Origin of the sequence: Enterobacter cloacae complex sp. IR5422, assembly GCF_049238165.1 — a bacterium.
Classification (GTDB): Bacteria; Pseudomonadota; Gammaproteobacteria; order Enterobacterales; family Enterobacteriaceae; genus Enterobacter; species Enterobacter roggenkampii.
This window is the reverse complement of the sequence record NZ_JBMKHT010000017.1, coordinates 33,718-58,040: the sequence shown is the minus strand read 5'-3', so window position 1 is coordinate 58,040 and position 24,323 is coordinate 33,718. Positions and strand designations below refer to the sequence as shown.

The following is a 24,323-nucleotide window of genomic DNA, read 5'->3' as shown; positions in this document are numbered from 1 at the left end:
TATGTCTGACGACATGTCTTCTTTTTCGCCTTCGTCAGCGGGCGAACAGGGTGTACTACGTTCTATGCAGGAGGTTGCGATGAGCTCCGAGGAAGCCAGCAAGATGCTGCGCACTTACAATATTGCCTGGTGGGGCAATAACTACTACGACGTCAACGAACTGGGCCACATCAGCGTCTGCCCGGATCCCGACGTCCCTGAAGCGCGCGTGGATCTCGCCAAACTGGTGAAAGCCCGTGAGGCTCAGGGCCAGCGTTTGCCTGCACTGTTCTGCTTCCCGCAGATCCTGCAACATCGCCTGCGTTCGATTAACGCCGCGTTCAAACGCGCGCGTGAATCCTACGGCTATAAAGGCGACTACTTCCTGGTTTACCCGATCAAGGTTAACCAGCACCGCCGCGTGATTGAATCCCTGATCCACTCCGGCGAGCCGCTGGGGCTGGAGGCAGGTTCCAAAGCCGAGCTGATGGCCGTGCTGGCGCATGCGGGGATGACCCGTTCAGTGATCGTCTGTAACGGCTATAAAGACCGTGAATACATTCGTCTGGCGCTGATTGGCGAGAAGATGGGCCACAAGGTCTATCTGGTTATCGAGAAGATGACTGAAATCGCCATCGTGCTGGAAGAGGCCGAGCGTCTGAACGTGGTGCCGCGCCTTGGCGTACGTGCGCGTCTGGCGTCACAGGGTTCCGGAAAATGGCAGTCCTCCGGCGGTGAAAAATCCAAGTTCGGCCTGGCGGCAAACCAGGTGCTGCAGCTGGTAGAAATTCTGCGCGAGCGTGGTCGTCTGGACAGCATTCAGCTGCTGCACTTCCACCTCGGCTCGCAGATGGCCAACATTCGTGATATCGCCACCGGCGTGCGTGAATCGGCGCGTTTCTACGTTGAACTGCACAAGCTTGGCGTGAATATTCAGTGCTTCGACGTGGGCGGCGGCCTGGGCGTGGACTATGAAGGGACTCGCTCGCAGTCCGACTGCTCCGTAAACTACGGCCTGAACGAATACGCGAACAACATCATCTGGGCGATCGGCGACGCCTGTGAAGAGAACGGCCTGCCGCACCCGACGGTGATTACCGAATCCGGTCGCGCGGTGACCGCGCACCATACGGTGCTGGTCTCTAACATTATCGGCGTTGAGCGCAGCGAAACCACCGAAGCGACGCCGCCGGCAGACGATGCCCCGCGTTCCCTGCAAAGCATGTGGGAAACCTGGCAGGAGATGCACGAGCCCGGCACGCGTCGTTCCCTGCGCGAATGGCTGCACGACAGCCAGATGGATCTGCACGATATTCACGTCGGCTACTCTTCAGGCACCTTCAGCCTGCAGGAGCGCGCGTGGGCAGAGCAGCTCTATCTGAATATGTGCCATGAAGTGCAGAAGCAGCTCGACCCGAGCAACCGCGCCCACCGTCCGATAATCGACGAGCTGCAGGAGCGTATGGCGGATAAGATTTACGTCAACTTCTCGCTGTTCCAGTCGATGCCGGATGCCTGGGGTATCGATCAGCTGTTCCCGGTTCTGCCGCTGGAAGGATTGAATCACGCCCCGGAACGTCGCGCGGTGCTGCTGGACATCACCTGCGACTCTGACGGCGCCATCGACCACTACGTGGACGGCGACGGTATCGCCACGACGATGCCAATGCCGGAATACGACCCGGAGAACCCGCCAATGCTGGGCTTCTTTATGGTCGGCGCGTATCAGGAGATCCTCGGCAACATGCACAACCTGTTCGGCGATACCGAGGCGGTTGACGTGTTTGTCTTCCCTGACGGCAGCGTGGAAGTTGAGCTGTCTGACGAAGGGGATACCGTGGCGGACATGCTGGAATACGTTCAGCTGGATCCGAAAACCCTGCTCACGCAGTTCCGCGACCAGGTGAAAAACACCGGGCTGGACGATGCGCTGCAGCAGCAGTTCCTGGAAGAGTTTGAAGCGGGTCTGTACGGATATACGTATCTGGAAGACGAATAACGTTCGAAAGGGGCGTTAAAAAAAGGGTCTGACGAAAGTCAGACCCTTTTGTTTTAGCTGTACTGCTCGTCGGTGAAGGTAATGGTTACCGGAGCATAGATATCAATCGGTCGATCGATTTGCAACGCCTTCCACTGTGGACGCGCGTTCATCGCACCTTTGCTCATGTCGCCATTCCACTTCTTGTGTTCCGGCGTTTTCGGCATGTCCATCCCGGTCTGACCGGTGGACGACCCCGGAGAAAGCTTAACGTCATTCCCTTTGGTGTTGCTGGATGGCGCAACGCCGTTGGTCATGTCGCCATTCCACTGCTTGTGTTCCGGCGTTTTCGGCATATCCATCCCGGTCTGACCGGTGGACGAACCCGGCGAGAGCTTGACGTCATCACCTTTGGTGTTGCTGGATGGCGCAACGCCGTTGGTCATGTCGCCGTTCCACTTCCTGTGGTCCGGTGTTTTCGGCATGTCTTTACCGGTTTTACCCGTTGCAGAGCCCGGAGAGAGCACAGGATAGTTAGTTTCCGGTACGGCCCATTTCTTCACTGGCGTAACCGTTGTGGCTTCTGGTTTCGCTTTTGGTGTAACCGTTGCGGCCTCTGGTTTCGCTTTTGGCGTCAGCGGCTGGGACGTTGACGGCGCAACGTTTGGCACGGCTTCACTGCGTGCGGTTTCAGACGCGACGGCCTCCTTATGGACCACCGAAGAGGCGGACGTGGAGGTCGTTGTCGCCGTCGTTTTCTCAATCGTCATATGCTGAGAATCAGACGTTGTACGCGTCGTGGTTGTCGTCTGCTGCTGCGTTGAGCCTGGCTTAGTCGGCGTACACTTCTGAGGGCAGCCGCCATCGTCCGTATGGCCGTCATCCGGCTTCGCTGGAGTATCGCTGTCTGCGTCAGCGCCGCTTTTCTTCTTCTTACGAATCCCCGGATCGGCAAGCGTGTAGGAAATGTTATTTCCTGCTTCTTTCTCATCACGCGTGACAACCGACATTTCATCTTTATTGGTATTGAGATCGCCATTCACTGCCGCACTGGTGGTGTCACCCACGGCGATAGTGGATTTCTGCGTTTCGTTGTAGTGAATTTCATCCACGGTGTCGACGTAGATGTTACCGGAAGGCACTACGCCATTGCTCAGGCCAATGCCGCCACCGCCGTACAGACAATCCTGCTCAACGTGGTCTTCCAGCGTTTTCGCATTGATATCACCCGCAACGTTCACCGATCCGGTGCCATCCTGAGATACCAGATTAGCCCCGGTCATATTGAGGTCGCCTCCGGTTTTCACATTCAGCTCGCCGCTGGTATTGATACCGGATTGCTTCGCTGTTTTAGACGAATCGTAACTTTCAGAGCCGCCGCCCCCGTTGACGGACGCGTTCGGGATGATGCCCGCTGCCGAGACGGAGATGCCCACAGAAGCGCCCCAGTTACCGCGGCTACTTTCGGTGTGCTCGGTATTCTGCACGGAGGTGATATTCATATCGCCTGCAACGTTAACATCCGCTTTTTCTGCATCGATGTTAGCGCCCTTCATGTTCATATCACCGCCAGCGTTCACTGTCACCGTGTTGCCGTTGATAGTACTGTTCTTATACGACGTAGAGTTACCCGAGCCGTGTTCCGTACTGCCGTTGTAATCGACTGAAATACCGCCGCTTGCGCCGGTTATATCCACTCCCACGCCTGCGGTAAGACCGCCTTTGTGTTTTTCGGTTTCATTGGTGTAAGAGGTTGTTGATTTCGCTGCGTTAATGTCCACATTACCACCCGCATTGATCTCCGTATTCTGCGAGTTCACGTTCACGCCGTTGAGCGTGGTATCGTTGGTCGAATTAATGCTGACGTTTTTAGCATTAATATTGGTGGTATTCTCCGCCGTTGCGGTGCGCGTTTCTTTCGTTTTTGTCGTGTTGCCGCCGAAAGTGACGGAGCCGCCAGCAAGATCGTTTAGCATGATGTTGGACACATCGCCCAGCACTTCCGCCGTCGTGGTTCCGCTGTTAATCGACTGGCCTTGCTGCGATTTATCAATGAGATTCCCGGTTTTGTCGATCGCATCAACTACCGCACTGTGGGCCTCACCTGAAACACCGACAAAGCGGTCTTTATGTGTGACGGTGGTTTTGGTTTCATCCTCGTATTTGGTGCTTGCGACATCCTTCGCGTTAATGCTGAGCTTATCTCCGGCGGAGAGGTCAGCGCCGCCAATATCCGCCGTTTTTCCTGCATTTACGGAACCGGAATCGGTAAAATTAATGGACGCGTTGGTGTTCTGCTTGCTCTGGGTCGACACGGTATCGGTTGTGTCTTCCATACCCACCTTGAAACCGGCAGTATCGGTGATCGGTGCGCGGCCCGGTTTGGCACCAATCGCGGAGGTTTCAGAATTACCGCCTGCGCTGGTGTAGTCGCCAGAGGTGGTATTTTTTGTGGTGCCGTCGTTTTTGCCGTAGGAAGCCGAGGCGGATTTACCGGCGCCGCTGATGCCGGCCTCAGCAACAAACTGGCGAGACTGTGTGGTGTGTTCCTCAGCGGACACGTTTTCAGACGTCTTTATCTCAACGTTTTCTGCCGCGTTGATGGAGCCGCTTTTCGCGTCAATGCTGCCGCCTTCGATGACCACATTCTTGCTGGCATCAATCTGCACATTGCCGCCAGCCTTGACGGTTGCGCCGATAGCTTCGCCGGTCACCGTTTTGGTGTCGGTGGTGGTATAGCTGGACAGACCGTTGATCTCGGTATTGATGGTACGGTTAGAATCAATCTGATGCAGGTCGTTGAAGGTGACGTCACCTTCGCTCGCCTTCATATTCACGTCCTGGCCTGCCGTAATATCAGCCGCGTTGGAAGTGATGGTTTTCGCCTGCATGTTGATACTGCCGCCTGCGGTGACGCCATCATCGTGCGCATGAATCTTCTGCTTGCCGTCTTCGCCGTGTCCGACAGATGCGGTCAGGGTGATGTCGCCCTTTTCAGCCTTCATGTCAATGTCGCCACCGGCGTTCACTGCCGCGCCGTTTGAGGCAATGCTGCCATTTTCCGACGTCATTGAGACGTTACCGCCCGCCGAGATGCCAGCATCTGTCGCATTGCTGATGTTGTTAATATCCCCTTTGGATTTCAGCGTGACGTCACCCTTAGAGGAGAGGGTACCGTTCACGTTGTTAATGGCGGTGGCATCAACTGAAAGGCTATTTCCGGCTGCAATGGACGCTGTGCCTTTACTGATATCACCGTTAGCCAGCTGGCTAAGGGTTTCAGGGCAAAGGTAGACCACCGGCACCAGCACTTCCGTCCCTTTGATGTTCTGGCTCACGAACCAGACGATATCCTGGGTTAGCCCATTGCGCTGCTCTTCGCTCAGAGGCTGCCCCACCACCAGATTTAGATCGCTGTTTTTCGCCGCAATACCGGCGTTATCCATCAGGTTTTGTACCAGCGCATCGCCTTCAAGACCGTCTCGTATCGCAAACATGCTGCCTACGGAGCGGCTGATCTCTCGACGAATCAGTTCGGAGATAAAGTAGTTATCGCCAATGACGTTAACGGTTTCGGTGGTAGTGTAATCCACCTTGTCGAAATAGTAGTCAGAGCCGCTGTACTTGCTCTGATCGATCATTTCCGGGCGCGTTTCGAAAATCGGAATGATGTGGTTGGCCGGGCCGCTGTATTCGGTACCGTTTTTCGCCGCCTCAGAGGCTTTTTTGAATTCGTCAGTGACTTCAAACATGCCCGGCAGAGAGACCAAATCCTTGATGGTCGGCAGTGGGCTGATCCCCATGGCCAGTTCATTCAGCTTTTTGGTATTGATGGCAACATCATAGCCCGCGACGGCGGTGTCGATGGTGTAGTCACCCACGTCGATATTCTCAATTTTGGCGTTTTCTTTGATTGTGCCAGCGTTAGCCAGGCCGTTATCCAGCGTGCCGCCATTGTGCGTAAAGTTACGACCCGCCGTGATTTCACCTTTTTCTGAAGGCACGAAGTAGATCATATTCGTCTTCAGAGGGGTAATGCTGGTGTCATTGCTTACCAGGTTATGCCATGCCGTGTTCAGGGTCGCGTAATCTTGCGAATTCCACGTTTCACCAAACACTTTGCTCATGACGTAGTTGAGCTGGGTTGAGTCATTCGCGGCGTCGAGAAGCGATTTATAGCTACGCTCTCTGTTTGGATCCTGGGTACCGCTTTTGGTTGCAGGTGCGCCGTCACCAAAGATGAAATCAAGGTATTGATAGAGCGAGTTGAAGGTCAGCGTCGTGTAGTGCTCTGCTGCCACCTTCCAGTAGTCGGTCAGTACTATCGGTTGCTCAAGGATGAGATTCAGATAGTCATACATGGATTCGGAGGTATAGGTTGGCGAGTTCAGCAGATTACCCGTGATGGTGATATCACGTCCCGCCTGGATCAGGCCGCCGTTATTTTTAACCTCTTTTTCGTCGAAAATGCCGCGCTGGTTAATATTAATATCTTTCCCGGCGCTGATTTCGCCGAGCTTACTCATAGCGATATCTGACGCCAGAACCGGGATGTGCAGAACCGTGGTAATCCTGACCTGCGTCATCACATTATCAATACCGGCCCATTGACCCACGGCATCCTGCGTTTGGGTTTGCGAAATGGAGCCACCCGTATAGGTGCTCTGGTTTTCCAGAGAGGCCGCATCAATATTGATGTTCTGTTCGGAGCGAATGATCCCGGCGGAGTTGATAATCGTTTTCGCGATGAGCGACATGTCACCCATGCTCAGCACGTTACCGTTATAGTCATTAACAAAGGCACCGTCGTGGGCATTAATATCCATCTTCCCTAACGACCAGAGCAGGCTGTTGCTGTTGTTCATTACCTCATTAGCGTTGATGTGTAAATCACCCCCCGTGACCACAGACTTGCTGTTGATCACCTTACCGTCTGCCTGGAGCGTCAGGTTGCCGATGGCTTCCATCATGGTGTTGTTGTACAGCGTACCTTCCGTGCTTAGCGTCATATCATGACCTGCACGAATACTGCGGTTATTGTCATTCAGCGCGATGGAGTCTTTTACCTTGAGCAATAAATCATGACCCGCTTCGAGGATGCCATTGATGTTATTGAATGAACCGGTATGGATGTTGAGGTCGTTTCTGGCAGAGGTCGTGCCGGAATCATGATTATTCAGCTGCGAGGCATTAATCGTGATGTTATTCCCGGCGATCAGGGCATTTTTTTCGTTGCTAATCGTCCCGCCCGCTACGTTAAGGTTCGTATTGTTGACACCCGATAGTACCGCTGCATTGGCGTTGATCAGATTATTAGCGACATTAACTGACAGATCGCTCTGCGTCGACACAATCACCGCCTGTTCGGTGTTAAGCATGTTTTGCGCATTGATCGTAATGTCGCCGCCCGCCACGAGAGTGGACACCGACTGCTGCCCGTCCTCTGCGGTGAGGCTGCCAATGTTGCTCAACGTGTTGGCGACAATCTCCAGCGGGCCGTTTACAGCCTGAATGACACCGGCCGTGCGGTTGGTCAGAACGCCGATGGCGTTCAGCACCGTCTGCATATTGGCGGATATGACCGCGCCGTCGCTGTTGATGAGCGACTCAACGTCTTCAATCGTCAGGTTACGCAGTGCAGCTAAAACATGCCCTTCACCTGTGTTGGCCAGGTTTTTGACGTTGCGAATAATCAGATCCAGACCTGCCTGGACCACACCGTCGTTTTTCAGCTCCTCAACGGCATCGATCGCGATATTGCCATTGCCGATAATCACCGAGCGGTTGTTTAACGTCTTCACGCCGCTGATATTCAGATTGCCCTCAGAGGCAATCACTGCATCGCTGCTGTTATTAAGCGTCGTGGTCGTCGCGATCGAGAGCGCATTATCCGATTTAATCATCGATGCGCCGCTGTTATTAAGGGTACCTACGTTTCTCAGCGTGGTATTTCCAGCACCGAATAGCGTTGCACCTTCAGTGTTATTGAGGGTGTTCACATCGGACAGTGACAGCGTGCCGTCAGAAATCACAAAACTGCCGGTGTTATTCAGCGTGTTGAGATGGGTAAGTTGCAGCGTCTTGCTGGCATACAGCGTGGCGGCGTTAAGGTTATCGACGGTGCTGACGCGATCGAGCGTCAGGCTACCGGCCTGAATGGTTGAGGCGTCGTTAAGCAACGATGTCGCTGTAACGGAGAGGTTTTCTCTTGCCGCGATCAGCGCGTCATGGGTGTTAGAGAGGGTGGAAATTCCGCTGGCATTGATATTATCGCCCTGGATCAGCCCATCGTCATTGTGTACTGCCAGCGCGCCGTCACCCTTTATGGTGAGGTTCTTCCCGGCAATAATGCTGCCTTTTTGACTATTCTGTAGCTCTTTTTTGACATCAAGCTGCATGTCAGTGGTCGCACTCAGCGTGCCGGCCTGGTTTTTCAGATTCGCGGTTGCGATGGCCAGTTTCTCGCTGGCACTGATGGTGCCGCTGTTACTGACGGTTGCACTGGCTTTACGGGTCTGGGTGGAGACATTACGTCCTGCAATACGTCCGGTATTGCAGAGCGTGTCGCCGCCGGATGCCAGCGTCACGTCATGCTTGTTGCTGGCAATGGTGCCGTCGTTGACGATGTTGCCGTCGGCATCAATGAAGATCAGCGCATCGTTACCGCTCAGGGTGCCGCTGTTTGAAACCTCACCGTTGACCTTAATGCGCATCTCACCGCTATTAGCGCCAATATGACCACTGTTGTTCAGGGCGCTGGCGGTCATAACCAGGTTTTTATCCGCGTAGAGGCGGCCTGCGTTGTCGAGATGGCCGACAGACAGCGTCTGGGCGTTGCTGGCATACAGGATGCCATTGTTCTTCATCGAACCTGATGCAATCCAGATATCCCCTGTGGCGCTGACGGAACCCTTGTTTTCAAACGCACCGGTCAGGTTGAACTGCAGCGTCCCTTTCTTCGCGAGAATAACGCCTTCATTGTTAGTCATGCTGCCCGCGGTAACGTTGACATTACCACTGTTGCTGACGATCTCCGCATCGGAGACGAGGGTGCTGAAGGGCACCTGCTGGCCATTCTGGATGACGACAAAATCGCCATTTTTTAACGTCACGACGCCACCGGAAATGACAGCGCCGTTAGCATCCAGCGCTTTTAGTTTTCCGGAAAGGGTGTACTGCCCGGCAACATTAATCTGAATGGCGGGTACCGCTGTTGTGGCACTGTTTTGCGCAATGATAGCAGCCGTATTTTGCAGCAGGGTTGAGGCATCAATTCGGATCGTGCCGTTACGGGAGATAACGTCGTTATTCACCGTCATGCCAGAGAGCGCATGCAGGATAATATTATTTTGCGCTTCTGTACTTCCGGTGCCGCTGCTGTTTTTGTTCAGGGCAATATTGTTGCCGCTGACAGTGACATTTTTATCGCTGCGTAAACCTGTCAGCGTCACGTCGCCGTTCGCACTGATCTCAATGTCACCCGTGGCAATAATACTGCCCTCATGACGGACGCCTGCGCCGGATTCGGTGCTGATAAGTTGAATTTTACCACCGTACATTGACCCCATCGCCCGACCGTCAATCGCGACATCCGGCGTATGGCCGTCACCCGTGGCGCGAGTCGTGTGCTGGCGGCTGGAGAGATCGTAATCGTTCTGCCCGGCAACTACCTTAACGTCCGCCTGGCCGGCAATTTCACCTTCCAGTTTTGCACTTCGGCTGACAATGTCGAAGTAGCTTAGCCCTTCGGTAGAAATGCCTTGCCCTGTGAGAGACACGGTGCCTTTTTCAACAGCTAGTTTATAGTTGCCGTCCTCTTTCATCTGCACCTTACCGGTACTCAGCGTCAGGCTGTTGGCATTAATGGTGGTGGCGCCGTTAACGCTAATACCGTTTTGGTTAGCAACGATCACGTCCGCTTTTCTGCCGAAGACTTCCATCGTCCCGTTAATATAGGACGCCTGGGCTCCCGTCACTTCACTGATAATTGCTTTTGCTTCATGCTCAAGCTGGGCGTTTTTAACCGTGTAACCCCCGATCTTAGACACACCATCCTGCATGCTGTTGTTAAAAATAAGGCCATTTTTATCAACGTTAAACTGGTCGAATTTATTATGCGAGACGCCTTTCGCATTCGGATCGGTGATATTTACGACTGGCGTGCCGTTAGCCGCCTGACCCATTGTTGGCCCTTTACTCTGGCTGGCATCCGGCACCGTTGCGGCTTCGGCATTAGCTGCGAGAATACCCGCTATTGAAATAAAAAGTGGGCAAAGGTGTTTATGCAAATTCCCTGCGGTTAGCTTCGTTTTTGAGGTTTTATTATTGCTCATAAAAATTCCTTAAATTAGAACGTTACTTCCATCTTGTAATAAACGACCGTGTTATCGACGGTATTCTCTTCCAGTGAATCTGGTTTTTTTATAGGCCAGCCCGCGAGGACATACGTTGAAAAATGGCTACCGGTAGCTTTAATCCCGACAGAGCCACCCATCATGAATTGGCTATCACATACGTTGACGCCTTTAGGGCAATTATCTTTGGCAAAGCCCAGGTCATAACCTACATAGGGAATAAGCTGATAGATACCGCCGACGCCAACATCGAATGGAAACTGCAGGGTATTGGCGATCCAGCCGCCGCTATCAACCAGCAGGCTATCGTCCTTGAAGCCGCGTACGGTGAATTCATCGCCCAGCGTTAATTTTGCATCGCTAACCAGTACGTTCGGGGTGTACTGGAACCCTGCGTTGAGTTCATACACGCCACCTAAACGGCCAGACTGAAAAAGCGGACGCGTCCAGCTGGCAATGCCGTTGTACTTGACGTAATCAAGGTCAAACCCTTTAAGGTCGGCATCGTTTTTCCAGGCGGAACCAAACCAGGGAACCGCTGCCGTCACGCCCACATCGCCATAGAACCAGCCGTTCATCAGAGCGCCGACCCAGGTAGCGCCCGACGAAATCGAGGTATAGGTTTTAGAGCTGACGTCTATACGCTGGTTTTCAATGCTGTTGTTGCTATTACGTCTTTCAACTTTTGCCCACCAGCTGGTTTTACCCGTGGCGTTACGGCCGAGCATGCGGCTGACACGCAGAGAAGCACGGTCAGAATCTCCGTCAGAAGCGTAGCTGGCGTTATTGCCGGCAAGCGTTTTGTCGTAGCTGGATTTGTAATAAAGCGCGTCAAACGACCAATAACCCAGTGGGATGCTGTAACTCGTTGACCACGAATCCTGATTATCCTGGTTATTCTTCAGGTTATTCCATGAATAATAAACGTTGAAAATATCATTGATGCCGGCAATGTTTTTAGCGGTTACGCTGCCATAATACTGCTGCCAGCCGTCAGCCTTAAAGCCAGAGTTGTTAAGACCCGCGGTGACCGAAAGAGGGAATGCAGGCACGTGCAGCAGATTAAGATCGGAATAGCTATTTATAACAGACGGTTGAATTTCAATATTGTCGTTAGGGTAAACGCGCAGCAGGTTTTCGACCATTTGATCGACATCCTGCATGTTCAGAATCTTGTCTTTCGCAAAAGGATAGGCAGTGAACATGCGCGTGCGTTCACGGAAGGACGGCGCTTGCCCGTTAACCTTAAGATCGTGTATTTTTCCCCACATCACCCGCAGAGAGAGTGTGCCCGTTTTGATATTACCGGGCTCAACACCAATCAGCGTCGTGGCATAACCACGAGAAATATAAAAATCGGTCAGTTCTTTGGCCAGTTCAAATATTTCTGTTCGACCGAGCATTTTGCCCTCATAGCGATCGATAATCGCCTGACGCTGCGGTGAGTTGTCAAACTGCGTATCATCAAGGATGACAATATGATTGACCTGAAATTTCCAGTTCGAGTCGCTGCTGGCCAGGGTTTCATCTCCGGCTTCGCGCATTTTTTTTTGTTGCTGGATTAACTGCTCGGTCCGCTTGGCTTCTTCTATTAATGCCTGGCTGGTTTGTCTTTCGAGACGATCCAGTTCCTGTTTATTTTGCTGACCAGGGAGTGCCGCCGTAGCGTGAGCCACAGGAATGAACGGCACTAATAAAAGTGCATATTTTGAAAAACGCTGAAGCACGAATCTCTCCTTGATAATTATCTTAAAGCCATGGTGTATTGAATTGCGCCGACCACCCTGCCAGCACTTAATGAGTTTTCGCGATTAACCTCGGCAGGAACGAATATCTGGGCCTGATAGTTTTTAGTTAAGCGGGATGAAACCTGGAAAGGGTATTCTTTTCCAAGAACAAGGGCCGATGAGACATAAGGGCTGGATTTTTCGTAAACCATAATCGCGAAATTTTTCGCGTAGCCTTCGCCGGTCTCGACGCCCAAAAGACCGTTCATTGATGCGAATTTGGTATTGATCAGGGAAGAGAAAGTTAAGCCAACTTGTGCCTGTTCCGGGCATGTGATGGTAATAGAAAAGTCCTTTTTATCACCTTGATAATTTAGCGTATTCTGGAATGAGGCAATACTGTAGGTCCCCAAATCGACGTTGGTCGACGAGGGATAAATGGAACATGAACGCGTATTTACTTTAATTGGCGCTGAGAAATTGATAGTAAGAATACGAAGCGCATCCTCTGGCGTGAGCAAAGGTTTGACTTTTACGTTAACCATTTCGCCGGCAGGGATCTCGGATTCTCCCTGATTAATATTACCTATCTGCACGAATTCTACCAATACGGTGCTGTTGTCGATAGAACAGCTCGGGCTGCAGGTCACCGGAGAGCCGGAGTTACCCGGCACCCAGGTGTTCCCTGCGTTGGCTGGCCATTTCATCCGAATACCGATACCCGGAATTTCGGTTGTATAGACTTTATCTACCGAGGAAGAGAGATAATTTCGGCTGTAAGCGGTGTGCCACTGCGTTTGCGTTGTTTCATCACAGATATATTTGATGTTAGGTGCAGTATACGTTTTCGACCATAAGACCGTTCCAGTGGAGCCTTTATCCGCAGGGTTTAACGTAATGTCGTCTGTAATATTTAAAACCTTTTCCACGCCTTCGAGTCTGCACGCTGAGGCTTTTGCTTCAAGGGTAAACATCCATAAAACGGATAATAAAACGAGATAAAGCAGAGTAGTAATGTATTTATTCATTTTCTGTTAAAGGCCTTTGCAGAGAATATCTATCGCATTAAAGGAGGCGGCTTTATTCATGTTGCGGGTGTTTCTGTTATCAGAAAGGTGATTGACATCTGCTGAGCACGCGTTCATCACCTTATTACTATTCCATTTAATAACGATCGGCTTGCCAGGTTCAGGTAAGGTCAGCATTGCCAGGCCACCCTGTCCGACCATACCGAGCGTGGTATTGCTACCATCGGTAATGGATGCGCCGAAGGGGATCTTTTGCCCGGAGGCATGTGTGAAGCGCACAAAGGTCTGTTGCTTCTGCTGTGTTTCCATTTTGATATGCACGGCGGCACCGGCGGTTGGCACAATGCTCTTACGCGTATCCTCTACATCGACACTCATTGATGTACCTTTTGGATCAATGAAGACATCGTTGTATCTGTAAGGCGTCAGATAGCCGACAATCCCGTAGCCGTTATCTTTAATGACCGCATTTGAATCAGGGTAAACTCTTGCCCCTTCAGCGCCTTTGGCCTCTATCACGCCAATGGTGTCGCCTAACGTTGGGGTCAAATTGATACCGCCACGGTGCACAACCACGCCACCGTTCATGTTCAAACCGCCCATGAAGCTATGGAGGGACTGGCTGAACGCGACGCCGCCGGAAGCGCTATCGCCCACATAAGACAGGTTGGTACCGAAGTTGGTTTCTGGCCTGCTGGACTCGCTGAAGTAGCCGCTAAAGCCATACTGCGATCGCTCGCCGGCCGAGCCGCTGAGTGAGGTGCGGATGGTGGCCTCATCACTGTTGTAGCTAAAGTTTGCTCCCAGGCGAGCCTGTTTTTCATAACGATGGCCGAGCGGCATAGATACGCTCAGGTAGATCGTATCGTCGTGACCACCGTCTTCATTGTTGGTTCGGCCAAGCGAAATGCCCCAGGTCGACGAGCCAAACCGGTTGTTGTATCCCAGCGCGTAGTTGGATTTTTCCGTGCGGCCCAGTTCATCGTTCCAGATGTTGCCGATGAAACCACTGACGTAGAAACTTCCCCAACCCGCAGGCAGCATCTGGTTGATGTTTGCTTCCAGGCGTTCACGATAGCGTTCGGGTAAATATCGGTCGTTACCATGCTCCAGCGCCTGCTTCACGCTGACGGCATCCGACAGCGAGTAGTAATTTTTACTGGAGTAGCGGTAACCCACCAGGCTGAAATTTGTCCCGGTTTCGGAAAGATTTTTAGCAAGGCTGATACGCAGGGACATGTCACACAGTGAGCCGCAGTCATCGCTCCCGGTGCTGGAGTTAAAGTTCGTATAAGAGCGGGTAACGTCCAGGCCTAATGCCCCCAGCGGGGTATTGATAGCCACACCACCCAGCAGGGCGTTGTAATCGCCATCAAACGCGGTTTGAGCGCCTACGTAACCGGTCAGATTATTAAGCAAACCGTACTGAAGCGTGCCTTCCGTCATCCACGGATCATCGGCAAGAAATGTGTTGCGGATTTCACCCGAGGAGACCGAATAGCGAAAATAGCCTTCGCGCAGCAGCTGCGGAACGCTGGAGTAGGGGACGGTAAAGTTATTGATGGTGCCATCGGTCTCTTTGACGGTGACTTCCAGATCGCCGTTGTAGCCCGTTGCATAGAGATCGCTGATGGCAAACTCGCCAGGGGGAACCACTTTTTCATAGAGGGTACTGCCAGACTGCTTGATGGTGACCGTCGCGTTGCTGTTGGCAAAACCACGAACGACAGGCGCATAGCTGCGCACGGAATCCGGCAGCATGCGATCGTCGGTGGCGAGTCTGACGCCGCGAATGGCCGTTGTATCAAACATCTCCCCGCTGGTGTTGAGATCGCCCAGCACCACTTCAGATTGCCAGGCCGCAATTCCCCGGCTGGCAAATGCCTGCAGATGATCGACCCCTTCATCCTCAATATCATTGCCGAGGTTCAGGGTGTCATAGGTTACAAAACGCCACGCACCGAGCGTCATAGCGGTTTGCAGGTTACCAAAGAGATAGTTGCTGGTTTCACCTAACTCACGGTTGCGCGTGCTTGAACCACTCAGCGCGTAGGAGGCCATGAGGGTAGGTTCACCGTCATCCCATAGTTCAGGGCTGATATAACCCTCTGGTGTATTGAGCAGCATCGCCTGCGGAACGGTGACATCCAGGCGCTCATCATCCTGGTTGTAGGTGACGGTCGCGCCGGGGATAAGCGTTTCGAGGATCAGGCAGCGGCCCGTCTTCCAGTTTTCCGGCAGTTTGCTGGTATCGACATCAAAGCGGATAATCATTTCCGGCGTCATGCAGGCATTTACGCCCTGCGTATTGTTTGCCGGAATAAATGAAATGGGCCAGGTTCCTAATTTCCGCAAGTTGCTAAATACTTCCAGTTTGTAATCACCTGGCTGGATTTTATCTACCCCGTCGAACTGGCTAAGGTCTAATCCACTGTCATAGAAATTCATAAAGCCGCGAGAAAAGTTTACCGCTTTTTTTTCTGTTTCTGCGTTAACCTGGCCTGAAATGCACAATGCCAGAATCATTATCTGGCCAAGGGTACTTTTCGCTTTTTTGAGAAGCCTGTATTTATTATGGCGTGCGGACATTTGACCTTCCGAAAGGTAGAACGTATAAAAAGTTAAAAGTTATAGGTGCGCTTAATATATGCGCCTAAATCAGTGATATAATTGTATTTAAATATGCCGCGTCCACTCACTGCGCTCACCTGCGGAAAGTGATAAACCAGCGTTCCATAAGGGACAATCATGTCACCGGGGATCTCAATGTCTTTATTGTCGGCATTCGTTAGCCACACGCTCGTCATGCTCACGTGGAAAGGCGAGTTATTGGTTCCCACCACGTCGTAGCCCTTTGCCACTTTACGCAGTTCCCACTTCAGATCGTCGCCCGCCTGCATGGGATTGCCTTTCAGGCCCGCAGGGCGATAGAAAAATTTGATCATCGTGCGGAACGCCATTTTTATCTGATTCCGATCCGCCTCTTCCGGCAGTTCAGGTGGAATATCCAGCACGTTTAGCCAGAGCAGGGTTTCGCGATCTTTCGGGTATTTTCCTGCGGCTTCCTCTGTCTGGAATATACGGAAAACTTTCCCTTTCTGACCGTTAACGCGCGCAGCGGGAGGGTTGATAAAGAACGGAAGATTCTCCTTCTCCGTCCCATCGGTTTTGTCGGTGCTGGAAAGCCAGACCTGCACCAGCTCCGGGTTTTTACTGAGGTTATTTACGCGAACGGTTTGTTCACTCTCGTTTGCATTGAATGCCACACGAGTTGTTAAAATTTGTATAGTGGCGTTGGCGCAGGGGAACCACGTCAATGTCACCATTAACATTACTTTGAGAATATTACTGACCATCAGGCTCAACGTTCCTAAATGTGGCAGGGAAAGCAGTGGGATCACTCCCACTGCTCAAAGGTCTTACTGGTACTTAATGGAATAAATGACGTCAGTGGTGACTTTACCGGCCGTTGCCGCACCGCCGGTGGCAACGTACTGCGCCCAGTAGTCGAAGCGAGCGGTATTACCCGAAATGACCGCTGTTTTCGGGTTATTGTTTGCGGTATTCAGATCCAAAACAGCTTTGCTGGAATCTAACAGACCGATTTCAACTTTATCGGCACCACCCGTGGTAACGGTGTTTTTCAGGTTACCGGTCGCGGTGTTGATATTGGTGCTCTGTGCCAGTTCGAAGAAGACGCTGGCGACTTTGTTGTTGGTGCAATTTGAGCCGCTCAGTTTAATGAAGAATGGCGTGTCTCCCGCGCGCTGACCCGCAGTGGCCAGCGCGGTGGTGCTGACGCTTGGCAGATGCACGGTGAAATCAGGAGAGGTGGATTCACCCTGTGCGTCACCGCCTGTAATAATACAGGTGGCGTCACTGATCGTTCCGTCAAAGGTAATTGTGCCATCTTCTGCCGCTGCTGCAGAACCCGCTCCCGCCAGAATGGTAAAAAGACCAATTTTTAAATATTTGTTCATAGATAATTCCATTTAGACATAAATTTTAATAAAGCGGCGGGATTGTAGGGAGTAAAAAAAGAGAAAACCACAGGATGAAACTAAATAAATTCCGAATTGAGACTGTCTCATGCTGTTTATGTATGTATGAATATGGTATGAGGCGTTTTTTCCTTTGAATTACAAGGGCGAAATAGATGGTGGGATGAATTGAATATTCACTTGGAAAATATATGGATTGTAAAGATTATAATATTTTTATGGCTATGATTTTATTTGATGAATAGGATGGGTTGTCTATATATGTTGTATTTATGAGTCGCTTGAATTTAATGGATTCAGGCGCTATTCTTAGCGCCATACAGCATTACGATATGAAACGATCCCTTCCTCGTCGGGCTTAACGACGCGGAAGGGATTTTTTTTCACCTTTAGCAACGATCGTCTATCTATGATACGAGGACAGGACATGAGCACTTTAGGTCATCAGTACGATAACTCTCTGGTATCTAACGCGTTTGGTTTTTTACGCCTTCCGATGAACTTCCAGCCGTACGACAGTGACGCGGACTGGGTGATCACCGGCGTGCCGTTCGACATGGCAACGTCAGGCCGTGCGGGTGGGCGTCATGGCCCGGCGGCGATCCGTCAGGTTTCCACTAACCTGGCCTGGGAGCACAACCGCTTCCCGTGGAACTTCGACATGCGCGAGCGTCTGAACGTGGTGGACTGCGGTGACCTGGTGTACGCCTTTGGCGACGCGCGTGAGATGAGCGAAAAGCTGCAGGCCCACGCCGAGAAGCTGCTGGCTGCCGGTAAGCGCATGCTCTCCTTCGGCGGCGACCACTTCGTGACCCTGCCGCTGCTGCGCGCCCACGCGAAGCACTTTGGTAAAATGGCGCTGGTGCACTTCGATGCCCACACCGACACCTACGCCAACGGCTGTGAGTTTGACCACGGCACCATGTTCTTCACCGCGCCGAACGAAGGTCTGATCGACCCGAACCACTCCGTGCAGATCGGTATTCGCACTGAATTCGACAAAGACAACGGCTTCACCGTGCTGGATGCGGGTCAGGTTAACGATCGCGGTGTTGATGACATCCTCGCGCAGGTGAAGCAGATCGTGGGTGATATGCCTGTGTATCTGACCTTCGACATCGACTGCCTGGATCCGGCATTTGCACCGGGTACCGGTACGCCGGTGATCGGCGGCCTGACCTCAGACCGTGCCATCAAGCTGGTGCGCGGCCTGAAGGATCTTAACATTGTCGGGATGGACGTGGTGGAAGTGGCGCCTGCGTATGACCAGTCCGAGATCACTGCGCTGGCCGCAGCGACCCTGGCACTGGAAATGCTCTACATCCAGGCAGCCAAAAAAGGCGAATAAGCCTCTTCTGGCGTAAAAAAAACCTCTCCCTGGAGAGGTTTTTTATTGCCTTTAAAACACGTTAAACGGGTATTCCACGTAAGCGCGGATCTCGTCCCCGCCCACGTTATAATCGCTGGCGTTGCTGGAGACGCGCAGTACGGAATAGCGCAGTTTCAGTTTCAGATCCTTCGCCGGGCCTTCCTGCACCTGGTACTGGATCTGATTAAACCACTCGTGCTCTTTGCCGTTGCTGGTTTCTGCGGTTTTGATGTTGTCCCCGCGCACGTAGGCGGTGGTCCAGCTGAGACCCGGCAGGCCAAGGCCACCAAAGTCCAGACCGTAGGATGCCTGCCAGGAACGTTCATCTTCGCCGTTAAAATCAGACCAGTAGGAATTTGCCAGCCAGATGGTGTTACCGCCATCACCCACGCCGCCCTGGTCGCGGTAGCCGCCGTAGTTGTAGCCGGTGCTGCCGCTGCTCTGCTGGTACGCCACTTTGAACGTGTGAATATCCCAGATGTAGCTCGCCGCCAGGCTCCAGATAGCGTTGCTGCGGCCCGTGTCGAGGCTGTCCGCATAACTCTGGTCCAGACGGGAGTTATAACCGTTGAAGTCGAGCACCAGCTGCTGCCCGGTGCTGAACGGCTGTTTGAAGTTCAGGCCCAGATATTGCTTGTTCATTACCTCTTCATTGTGAGAGGCGTAAAACGCGCCGCTGAACTGGTCGTTGAACTGGTAGCTCGCGCCGCCGAAGGAGAGGCTCTTCAGCCCGCTGTCGTGGCGGTCGTCACTTTTACGCTGCTCGTCCGTGAAATAACCGGCGTTGATTTCCAGACCATCGATCTCTTTTGAGGTCAGCATGGTGCCGGTATAGCTTTCAAACAGCAGGCGGGAGCTGTCGGCATTCACGATAGGCAATTCTGGTCGCTGATTCCCGTAGCTCAGTACGGTATTCGAGATGCGCATTTTGGCGGTTGCGCCAAACTTTGCCAGATAGGATTTTGCCCGGCCGTCGTCTTCCTGCTTAAAGAAGTCGATGCCGCCCGCGCCGCTCTTGCCGCGGCCGCCGTCCAGGCGCACGCCGTATTGAGCAATACCGTCCACACCAAAGCCAACCGGTCCTTCAGTATAGCCGGATGCAAACGTGGCGATGATCCCCTGACCCCATTCGGCTTTGTCCTGCTGGCCCTGATGATAATCACGGCTGATATACGCATTGCGTAAAAAAAGGTCCAGATGGCTGTCGTCAATAAAACCCTGGCTGTCGGATTGCTGACTTGCAGCGGCAGGTAATGCGGCAAATAAACTTAAAGCAATTAATGATAATTCTTTTTTCACGGAGGGAACGTCTCTGTCTGGATATATTAATTGAATAACTGCAGGGGGGATAATTACCGGAAAAAGTGACCTTTGCAATAATTATGTGACCAGGTGTTTCGATGTGACAGGGCAGATTTTGCGGGGCTTTCAGGGGTGTTATCGATACGTGCTGTTAAGTTAACAATTCATGCGAAATAAAAAGGAGGCAAAACTGCCTCCTTCTGAAATTATTTAATTCCGTCTGCGGCCATACGGTCGCGAATATGCTGTGCGCGTTCTTCAGAGGCAGGGTGATCGTCAAACATGGAGCTTTGACGTCCCGCTTCCAGCTTGGCCAGTTTTTCTAAGCTGGTGGCTAAACCGGATGGATTAATGCCGCGTTTGCGCAACAGATCGTAGGAGTAGTCATCCGCTTCGGACTCCTGACGCTGGGAGAACTGAGAGTTCACCAGCTTTTCACCTACGTCGCCCAGCTGTGACTGCGACAGGCTGCCAACGATACCGCCCGCTGAGGCTGCCGCTGCGCGGATGGCATTGGTGCCCAGGGCTACCTGCATCCCTTTCTTCACGTGGCCCAGGGCAACGTGGCCCATTTCATGGCCGATAACCGCTTCCACTTCGTTGTCGGTCATCATGTCCATCAGCCCGCTGTAGACGCGGATACAGCCGTTTGCCATCGCGAAGGCGTTGACGTCTTTCGCCATGTACACCTTGTAGTTCACCGGCTGGCCGTTGATGTTATCGCCCAGCGCGGAAGCAATCTTATTCAGACGCTGCGTGTAGGTACTGTTAGCCGGCGCAAGGGTGGCTTTTCCGTCCATATCTTTACAGGCCTGGTCGCTCAGCGCTTTTACCTGCGCATCGCTCAGGGAATAGGCCTGAAAGGCCTCTGCGCCTGACGTCATCAGACCGTTAGAGTCCATATTCTGACAGCCGCTCAGCAGGAGCGTTGTACCCAGGGCCAGCACTATTGCACGCATTTTCATGAGGTTGCTTCCGTACTCGTTAATCTGAATAAAATCCGAAAAGTGCACCGTCAGCGAAGCCGGTGTCGGGCTAAGTATAAGGAATATCTACAGGGCCGGGCGAGCAGATTGCGCAACATGCGAGCATGATCCAGAGATTTCTTAACAAGCAAAAGAATGCTCCATGTACATGACTTGCGGCTTGGGTTACATTGTTGGCACTTTTTTCCGGCGTAGCCCAAAACGCGCTGTCGTCAAGGGCATGGCCTTTAACAGTCCGATCTGGAGTTAAAATGTCCTCACGTAAAGAGCTTGCTAATGCTATTCGTGCGCTGAGCATGGACGCAGTACAGAAAGCCAAATCCGGCCACCCAGGGGCCCCTATGGGTATGGCTGATATCGCCGAAGTTCTGTGGCGCGATTTCCTGAACCACAACCCGCAGAACCCATCATGGGCTGACCGCGACCGCTTCGTGCTGTCAAACGGCCACGGCTCTATGCTGATCTATAGCCTGCTGCACCTCACCGGCTACGATCTGCCTATCGAAGAGCTGAAAAACTTCCGTCAGCTGCACTCCAAAACTCCAGGTCACCCGGAAGTGGGCTACACCGCTGGCGTAGAAACCACCACCGGCCCGCTGGGTCAGGGTATTGCAAACGCTGTGGGTATGGCGATTGCTGAGAAGACCCTGGCGGCGCAGTTCAACCGTCCTGGCCACGACATCGTTGACCACTTCACCTATGCGTTCATGGGCGATGGCTGCATGATGGAAGGCATTTCTCACGAAGTGTGCTCCCTGGCAGGTACCCTGAAGCTGGGTAAACTGGTTGCGTTCTATGACGACAACGGTATCTCCATCGACGGTCACGTTGAAGGCTGGTTCACTGACGACACCGCTGCACGTTTCGAAGCCTACGGCTGGCACGTTGTGCGTGGCGTTGATGGCCACGATGCTGACTCGATTAAACGTGCAGTAGAAGAAGCGCGCGCTGTGACGGACAAACCGTCCCTGCTGATGTGCAAAACCATCATCGGCTTCGGTTCTCCGAACAAAGCGGGTACGCACGACTCCCACGGCGCGCCGCTGGGCGACGCGGAAATCGCACTGACCCGCGAAGCGCTGGGCTGGAAATACCCTGCATTCGAAATCCCATCTGAGATCTATGCTCAGTGGGATGCAAAAGAAGTAGGCCAGGCGAAAGAAGCGGCATGGAACGAGAAGTTCGCTGCTTACGCGAAAGCCTTCCCACAGGAAGCGGCTGAATTCACCCGTCGTATGAAAGGTGACATGCCGTCTGACTTCGACGCGAAAGCGAACGAATTCATCGCTAAGCTGCAGGCGAACCCGTCTAAAATCGCGAGCCGTAAAGCGTCTCAGAATGCCATTGAAGCGTTCGGTCCTCTGCTGCCTGAATTCCTTGGCGGCTCCGCTGACCTGGCGCCATCTAACCTGACCCTGTGGTCCGGTTCTAAGCCAATCAACGAAGACACTGCCGGTAACTACATCCATTACGGTGTACGTGAATTCGGTATGACTGCGATTGCCAACGGTATCTCCCTGCACGGTGGTTTCCTGCCGTACACCTCTACCTTCCTGATGTTCGTTGAATATGCGCGTAACGCCGTGCGTATGGCGGCGCTGATGAAACAGCGTCAGGTGATGGTTTACACCCACGACTCCATCGGTCTGGGCGAAGACGGTCCAACTCACCAGCCGGTAGAGCAGGTGGCTTCCCTGCGCGTGACCCCGAACATGAGCACATGGCGTCCATGTGACCAGGTTGAATCCGCGGTGGCGTGGAAATACGGCGTTGAGCGTCAGGACGGTCCTACCGCGCTGATCCTCTCCCGTCAGAACCTGGCGCAGCAGGAACGTACCCCAGAGCAGCTGGCGAACATCGCGCGCGGCGGTTATGTGCTGAAAGATTGCGCGGGCCAGCCAGAGCTGATCTTCATCGCTACCGGTTCTGAAGTTGAACTGGCCGTTGCTGCATGGGAAAAACTGACTGCCGAAGGCGTGAAGGCGCGCGTGGTTTCCATGCCGTCTACCGACGCGTTCGACAAGCAGGATGCTGCTTACCGTGAATCTGTACTGCCTAAAGCGGTTTCCGCGCGTGTGGCAGTGGAAGCGGGTATCGCTGACTACTGGTTCAAATACGTGGGCCTGAACGGCGCTATCGTCGGTATGACCACCTTCGGTGAATCTGCTCCGGCAGAACTGCTGTTCGAAGAGTTCGGCTTCACCGTTGAGAACGTTGTCGCGAAGGCGAAAGAACTGCTGTAATCACCATTTTGCCCGGTGGCGCTTATGCTTACCGGGCCTACAAATGGCTCGAAAGTAGGCCGGGTAAGCGCTAGCGCGCCACCCGGCTTTTTTGTAAGCATTATTCCACCTAAAATGTGACGCAAGTCATATAGCTCGCTTATTCATCTGGACAGACATTCCTTTTATTCCCCGATTCGCTTATTCTTGCTGAAGCGTTTCAGTCGATTAAATGTTCGACAAATGACCAATCAATCGCAGTTTGTGACAGCAAGGATTCCCCTTCGGGCGTAGCTGGATTACTCTTTCAGCCACCTCAAACTCAGGGATTGCTTTGCAGGAGATCTATGACCGTACGCGTAGCGATTAACGGCTTCGGTCGCATCGGGCGTAATGTGGTTCGTGCTTTGTATGAATCCGGACGTCGGGCGGAAATGACCGTGGTGGCAATCAATGAACTGGCGGATGCTGCGGGTATGGCGCATTTGTTGAAGTATGACACCAGCCACGGACGCTTTGCCTGGGATGTGCGCCAGGAAAGAGATCAGCTTTTTGTGGGTGATGACGCTATTCGTGTGCTGCATGAGAACAGCATCTCCGGGCTACCCTGGCGTGAACTGGGTGTGGATGTCGTGCTTGACTGTACCGGTGTGTATGGCAACCGCGAACATGGCGAAGCGCATCTGACAGCCGGTGCGAAAAAAGTCCTGTTTTCTCATCCCGGCAGTAACGACCTCGACGCGACCGTCGTGTTTGGCGTCAACCAGCATGAGCTGCAAGCCGAACACCGCATTGTTTCCAACGCCTCCTGTACCACCAACTGCATTATTCCGGTCATCAAACTGTTAGACGATGCGTATGGCATTGAGTCCGGCACCGTGACCACGATTCACTCCGCCATGCACGATCAACAGGTCATTGACGCTTACCACCCGGATTTACGGCGCACGCGTGCAGCGAGCCAGTCAATTATTCCGGTGGATACAAAGCTGGCTGCAGGGATCACGCGAATTTTTCCGCAGTTCAACGATCGTTTTGAGGCGATTGCCGTGCGCGTCCCGACGATCAACGTCACCGCGATCGACCTTAGCGTGACGGTGAAAAAACCGGTAAAAGCCTGTGAAGTCAACCTGTTGCTGCAAAAAGCGGCACAGGGGGCATTTCATGGTATAGTTGACTATACGGAATTACCGTTGGTCTCAGTAGATTTTAACCACGACCCGCACAGCGCCATCGTCGATGGCACGCAAACGAGGGTCAGTGGCGCACACCTTATCAAGACGCTGGTCTGGTGTGATAACGAATGGGGCTTTGCTAACCGAATGCTCGACACCACGTTAGCAATGGCTGCTCAAGGTTTCAGGTAAGGCGCATCGT

The 24,323-nt window shown here is 52.8% G+C and carries 12 protein-coding genes; 4 read left to right on the top strand and 8 right to left on the bottom strand.

The features are described 5' to 3' along the window. The first annotated feature begins 1 nt into the window (after position 1). A complete protein-coding gene (speA, locus tag ACOTXT_RS10695; protein ID WP_008499744.1) occupies positions 2 to 1,978 on the top strand; it encodes a biosynthetic arginine decarboxylase in 1,977 nt (658 codons plus the stop codon). 53 nt (positions 1,979 to 2,031) lie between these two features. Here the strand turns inward: speA and ACOTXT_RS10690 are convergent, their stop codons facing one another. The 6 genes from ACOTXT_RS10690 to ACOTXT_RS10665 form a co-directional block, all read right to left on the bottom strand. Beyond that, positions 2,032 to 10,290 (bottom strand): hemagglutinin repeat-containing protein, encoded by an 8,259-nt coding sequence (locus ACOTXT_RS10690; RefSeq protein ID WP_333164674.1) that lies wholly within the window; start codon positions 10,288 to 10,290, stop codon positions 2,032 to 2,034. A 14-nt stretch (positions 10,291 to 10,304) separates the two neighbouring features. Further along, complete coding sequence (locus tag ACOTXT_RS10685) at positions 10,305 to 12,038, bottom strand: ShlB/FhaC/HecB family hemolysin secretion/activation protein (RefSeq protein WP_023294519.1); 1,734 nt, start codon at positions 12,036 to 12,038, stop codon at positions 10,305 to 10,307. A 17-nt stretch (positions 12,039 to 12,055) separates the two neighbouring features. Next, entirely contained in the window at positions 12,056 to 13,066 is a 1,011-nt protein-coding gene (locus tag ACOTXT_RS10680; RefSeq protein ID WP_063930145.1) for a fimbrial protein, read from the bottom strand. 6 nt (positions 13,067 to 13,072) lie between these two features. Further along, on the bottom strand, positions 13,073 to 15,655 hold the full coding sequence (locus ACOTXT_RS10675) for a fimbria/pilus outer membrane usher protein (RefSeq protein ID WP_063930144.1): 2,583 nt from the start codon (positions 15,653 to 15,655) through the stop codon (positions 13,073 to 13,075). 32 nt (positions 15,656 to 15,687) lie between these two features. Further along, on the bottom strand, positions 15,688 to 16,392 hold the full coding sequence (locus tag ACOTXT_RS10670) for a fimbrial biogenesis chaperone (RefSeq protein ID WP_225828762.1): 705 nt from the start codon (positions 16,390 to 16,392) through the stop codon (positions 15,688 to 15,690). Between the two features lie 93 nt (positions 16,393 to 16,485). Then, positions 16,486 to 17,046 (bottom strand): fimbrial protein, encoded by a 561-nt coding sequence (locus tag ACOTXT_RS10665; RefSeq protein WP_008499738.1) that lies wholly within the window; start codon positions 17,044 to 17,046, stop codon positions 16,486 to 16,488. A 448-nt stretch (positions 17,047 to 17,494) separates the two neighbouring features. Here ACOTXT_RS10665 and speB point away from each other — a divergent pair, with 448 nt between their 5' ends. Further along, on the top strand, positions 17,495 to 18,415 hold the full coding sequence (speB, locus tag ACOTXT_RS10660) for an agmatinase (protein WP_008499737.1): 921 nt from the start codon (positions 17,495 to 17,497) through the stop codon (positions 18,413 to 18,415). 51 nt (positions 18,416 to 18,466) lie between these two features. Here speB and ACOTXT_RS10655 read toward each other — a convergent pair whose 3' ends face one another. Both ACOTXT_RS10655 and ACOTXT_RS10650 read right to left on the bottom strand, forming a co-directional pair. Next, positions 18,467 to 19,735: an OprD family outer membrane porin gene (locus ACOTXT_RS10655; RefSeq protein ID WP_055322116.1), complete on the bottom strand. Its 1,269-nt coding sequence runs from the start codon at positions 19,733 to 19,735 to the stop codon at positions 18,467 to 18,469. 209 nt (positions 19,736 to 19,944) lie between these two features. After that, entirely contained in the window at positions 19,945 to 20,703 is a 759-nt protein-coding gene (locus ACOTXT_RS10650; RefSeq protein WP_421625311.1) for a M48 family metallopeptidase, read from the bottom strand. A gap of 272 nt (positions 20,704 to 20,975) precedes the next feature. On the opposite strand from ACOTXT_RS10650, the gene tkt reads away from it, so the two are divergent. Together tkt and epd are read left to right on the top strand one after the other, a co-directional pair. Beyond that, positions 20,976 to 22,967 carry a transketolase gene (tkt, locus tag ACOTXT_RS10645; RefSeq protein WP_021242065.1) on the top strand — a complete coding sequence of 664 codons (1,992 nt, stop codon included), beginning with the start codon at positions 20,976 to 20,978 and terminating at the stop codon, positions 22,965 to 22,967. A gap of 326 nt (positions 22,968 to 23,293) precedes the next feature. Next, entirely contained in the window at positions 23,294 to 24,313 is a 1,020-nt protein-coding gene (epd, locus tag ACOTXT_RS10640) for an erythrose-4-phosphate dehydrogenase (RefSeq protein ID WP_023618219.1), read from the top strand. The last annotated feature ends 10 nt before the right edge of the window (positions 24,314 to 24,323 follow it).